Annotated in this window: 4 protein-coding genes; 1 reads left to right on the plus strand and 3 read right to left on the minus strand. The window is 71.2% G+C overall.

Going from position 1 to position 4,198, the window contains the following annotated elements; genetic code table 11:
* Positions 1–924 (plus strand): hypothetical protein (locus D183_RS24190; protein ID WP_039726454.1); only part of this gene is annotated, 924 nt, incomplete at its 5' end.
* A gap of 13 nt (positions 925–937) precedes the next feature.
* Here the strand turns inward: D183_RS24190 and pepQ are convergent.
* The 3 genes from pepQ to D183_RS24195 form a co-directional block, all read right to left on the minus strand.
* Complete coding sequence (pepQ, locus tag D183_RS0107290) at positions 938–2,263, minus strand: Xaa-Pro dipeptidase (RefSeq protein ID WP_017908424.1); 1,326 nt, start codon at positions 2,261–2,263, stop codon at positions 938–940.
* Positions 2,264–2,551: 288 nt separating this feature from the next.
* Positions 2,552–2,893 carry a PilZ domain-containing protein gene (locus D183_RS0107295; protein ID WP_026143711.1) on the minus strand — a complete coding sequence of 114 codons (342 nt, stop codon included), beginning with the start codon at positions 2,891–2,893 and terminating at the stop codon, positions 2,552–2,554.
* Positions 2,890–4,198 (minus strand): DUF1631 family protein (locus tag D183_RS24195; protein ID WP_017908426.1); only part of this gene is annotated, 1,309 nt, incomplete at its 5' end. The genes D183_RS0107295 and D183_RS24195, both read right to left, overlap by 4 nt.

A 4,198-nucleotide genomic window follows, 5' to 3' on the forward strand; every position in this document is an offset into this window, starting at 1 on the left:
GCGCCAGCCGATGCTGCGCCCGCGGCGACGCAGGCGCCTGTGCCTGCTGCGGTGCCCACGCTGGCGCTGGACGATCTAGAGACGTTGCTGTCGCTGCGCGCTGCGCCGGAGGCCCGCGCGCAGATGCTGGCGCAGGTCGTCGCGCTGGCGGGTAAGGGCGATGGCGCCTCGGCGTACGTGTTGGGCGTGCTCTACCGCAATGGCGAGGCGCATCCGGCGCATCTGGTGCCGCGCGATCTGGACACTGCCCGCTACTGGCTGGAGCGCTGCCTGGGCATGCCGCGCTGCCCGCTGCTCGCGTTGGCGTCGCTGGCCGAGCTGGAGTTGTCCGCCGGCAATGCCAAGCCGGCGCTGCAATGGGCGCAGGGCTGGGTGGCGCTGGACCGCGAGTTCACCACGCGGGCGCGCGAGATCGAAGGCCGCCGTGTGCGGCCCAGTCAGCGCAATCGCGATACCGCCTACCATGCCTACCTGCTGGAACGCTGCTATGCGGCGATGCCGAGCGGCGACCGCGACGCGATCGGCCTGGCCTGGTTCAACGCGTTCCGCGTGCAGTGGGGGCGGGTTCTGGACCGGATGCTGTTCGCGCAGCTCGATGCGCTGCAGGCGCAGGATGGCGAGGATGCTGGCGGGCTGACTGCGCGTGCCGAGAATCAACGGCGCAAGACCGTGCTGGACAGCCCGGCGGCCCTGCCGGTCACGCCGGCGTTGAGCCTGTTCCTGATGCGTGGCGATCCGCAGGGCGGACGTCCCGAGTCCGCCCTGGTGCTGGAGGCGCTGCCTTCGCCGAACGCGGCACGTGGACTTGAAGCGCTGGCACGCGATTTCAAGACCGCGCCGTATCCGGCCGCCGCCGGGCAGCGCCGCTACGACCTGATCCCGATGAGCTTCAATCGCGGCCCGTACGCGTTGACCGGCAAGTGATCGAGGTGGCGGCTCAGGCCGCCGCCGCAAACACCGGCCGCGTCAGGTTCTCGGGTGCGTCCTCGGTGCACACCACTTCGTCCTCGATGCGGATGCCGCCGTAGGGCTTGAACTGCGCCACCCGCGCCCAGTCGACGCTGCCGCCATGGCCGGCCTGCTTGAGGTCGTCGAGCAGCATGTCGATGAAGTACAGGCCCGGCTCGATCGTCACCACCATGCCAGGTTCCAGGGTGCGGGTCATCCGCAGGTAGGGATGGCCGTCGGGGCGTTCGATGCGGCCGCCGCGGTCGCTGGCGGCGAAACCGGCGACGTCGTGCACCTGCAGGCCGATCGGGTGGCCCAGGCCGTGCGGGAAGAATGCGGCGCTGACGCCGGTGGCTACCGCGGTTTCCGGCGACACGGTGAGCACGCCGGCGTCCTTCAGCACGCCCATCAGCGCAAGGTGCGCGTCCAGGTGCAGTTGCCGGTAGTCGACGCCGGCGCGCACGTGCTGGCCCATGCGCTGCTGCGCGGCGTCCACCGCGTCGATCAGTGCCTGGAACTCGCTGCCGCGATCGGCGGCGTAGGTGCGGGTGATGTCGCTGGCGTAGCCGTGCGCCGAGGCGCCGGCGTCGATCAGGAAACTGCGCAGCGGCGTCGGTGCCTGCCGCTGCAGTTCGGTGTAGTGCAGCACGGCGCCGTGTTCGTTCAATGCCACGATGTTGCCGTACGGCAGTTCGTTCGCATCCTGGCCGACCGCGGCGCAGTAGGCCATGTGGATCTCGAACTCGCTGCGGCCGTCGCGGAACGCGGCCTCGGCGGCGCGATGGCCGCGCACGGCCGAGTGCTGCGCCTGGCGCATCAGTACCAGCTCGTACGGCGTCTTGTAGGCGCGGTGGTATTCCAGGTAGTCCAGCACCGCCGGCGGGTTGTTCGGCACGTAGGCGCCCAGCGCGCTCTGCGGCTCGCCGAGGATCGCGCTGCGCGCGGCGTCCGGCAGCAGCGCCAGCGCCTCGTCCGGGGTGCGGATCAGATGGATGTCGCAGTGCTCCACCCACCAGCCGCTGGGCGCATCCGGCACCACGTGCCAGTAGTCGCGCGGCTGGTGGAAGATCACCTGCGGGCGGCGCCCCGGCGTGTACACCAGCCAACTGTGCGGCACCCGCGTCAGCGGCAGCCAGGCCTTGAACTGCGGGTTCACCGCGAACGGATAGTCGCGATCGTCGAACACCTGGTAGTGCAGGGTGCCGCTCGGGACCACCAGGTGGTCGAAGCCACCGCGCGCCAGCGCTTCGTCGGCGCGTCGGGTCAGGGTGCGCAGGTGGTCGGGATACAGGGCGCTTGGATCGTGCTGGGGCATGGCGGCGGACTCGTTCGGCGATGCGGAAACGGGGGCGCCAAGTGTGCCGGAAACGGTGCAGGCGTGTGGACGTGCACGGACGGCCTATGCATGGCATGCGATGCCGAAGCTACGCCGGCGACGCGGGGCTTTGTCGATCCGCCGGAGACTCTTTGCGGCCGATCGCGCAACGGCCGCGAATGGCCGTCGCAGGAGCGGCTTCAGCCGCCACCGAGGCGTTCCCGGGAATGCCGGTCGCGGCTGATCCCGTCACAGGGACCAGTAGCCACACCAGCGAGGTTGATGCCGCTAGCCGCCGGTCGCAGCGTTGATCCACTGCCGCAACAGGTCACGATGCGCGGGGGAAATGGTCAGGAAGCGGAAGCCGGCCCAGGCCTGGCCCGGTGCGTGCGAGGGTTCGCTCCACAACAGGTGCGCGCCGATATCGATCTGCACGTCGCGGTCGGCGTGCGGTATCGCGAAGCGCAACTGGTACAGCGCGTCCTCGTGCAGCGGTGCCGAGGCGAGCAGCAGCATGCCGTGTTCGGAGACGTTGCCGAGGCGGCCGACCACGGCGTCTTCCATCAGGTCCAGCACCGGCACCATGTCCGGAACCTGGAGGCGCGGCGATCGGCGAGCGTCTGCGCTCATGCGCCCTCCATGGCGTCGTCGGCGGCGGGAACGCCGGCCAGGGTGCGCAGCGCGCGCACCGCGGCCTGCCAGGCGCGGTCGATAAGGCGGGCGCGGTCCTCGCTGACGATGCGCGCCTGTCCCTGCGCCAGCAGCCGCGCCAATCCGTCGAGCGTGTGTTCGGCGGCCTTCTGCCCGCGCTGGTTGACGAACAACGCACGCTCGGTGATCGGGCTGTACCAGGACAGGCGCTGCCGCTTCAGGTCGCCTTGCTGGTTGACGACGAATTCGAACCATGTGCCGAACGGCAGCGTACGCAGCCGCGCATACGCGGCCTGTTCGGCCTCGTTGCGCGGCGGCAGCGAGGGGCGCTCGCCGTCCTCGCCCTGCTCGCCGAGGCGGGTGCGCGCCTTCAGCCGCACGCTGAGTTCGGTGCGCGAGGTGGTGGCGTCGGTGCCGCCGGGCGTGGACAGGCGGCGAGCGATGGCCTCGGCTTCCTGCTGGTGGTAGCCCACCTGCAGCAGCGCCTGGCCCACGCGCTCGGCCAGGGCCGCATCGGAGGCGCCCTCGCTGCGGCAGGTGACCTCGGCGATGCGCTCGGCCAGGCCGATGCGCTCGCGCCAGGTCTCCGAGTCCTCGCCCTGACGCAGCAGGGTCAGCACCAGCACGTCGGACCAGGCCTGCTGCAGCAGGGTCTGCACGAAACCCGGCGGTTGCTGGGCGCTGCACAGCGCCTCCAGGGTGGCGGTCGCGGTCTGCTTGGCCAGCTCCAGCCGTTCCTTGCCGCGCGCGGCCTCGACGTGCCGGCGCTCGGCGATCTCGGCCTTGTGCGCCAGGCTGCGCTGCTGCGCCTGGATCTCCTGGTGGGCCTGCTCGAAGACGGTCTCGTCGCCTTCGTACTCCTCGATCACGCGGTCCACGGCCTGGTTGAGCTTGAGCAGCAGCGTCGGATCGCTGTCCTCTTCGCCCAGCCAGGTGGCGCCGGATTCGGCGACGGCATTGAGCAGTTCCCGCGCTGGGTGCCGGCTGCGCGCGAAGAACGCCGGATCCTGCAGCGCGGCGCGCACCAGCGGCACCTGCAGGCGTTCCAGCAGCGCCGCGGCCGGCGCGTCGGGGCGTACCTCGCGCTCGATCTCGCCGTACAGCAGGCCGAGCAGGTCGAAGGTGTCGGCCTGCTGCGCTGCCAGGGTCGCCTGCGCGCCGTGGGTGGCGCGCAGCGCCTGCAGCAGGGCGGTCTGCACGTCGCGCAGGTGGCGGCGTCCGCGCAGCCCGCCCAGGGTGCTGTGGGCCGGCGGCTGCGCCTGCAGTTCGCCGAGGGCCTCCAAC

This window comes from Xanthomonas sp. SHU 199 (genome assembly GCF_000364665.1).
GTDB classification, from domain to species: domain Bacteria; phylum Pseudomonadota; class Gammaproteobacteria; order Xanthomonadales; family Xanthomonadaceae; genus Xanthomonas_A; species Xanthomonas_A sontii.

Excerpts from the sequence above, each read along its gene's own strand:
- pepQ (WP_017908424.1), bottom strand. The coding sequence starts at position 2,263 with ATGCCCCAGCACGATCCAAGCGCCCTGTATCCCGACCACCTGCGCACC.
- D183_RS0107295 (WP_026143711.1), bottom strand. The coding sequence starts at position 2,893 with ATGAGCGCAGACGCTCGCCGATCGCCGCGCCTCCAGGTTCCGGACATG.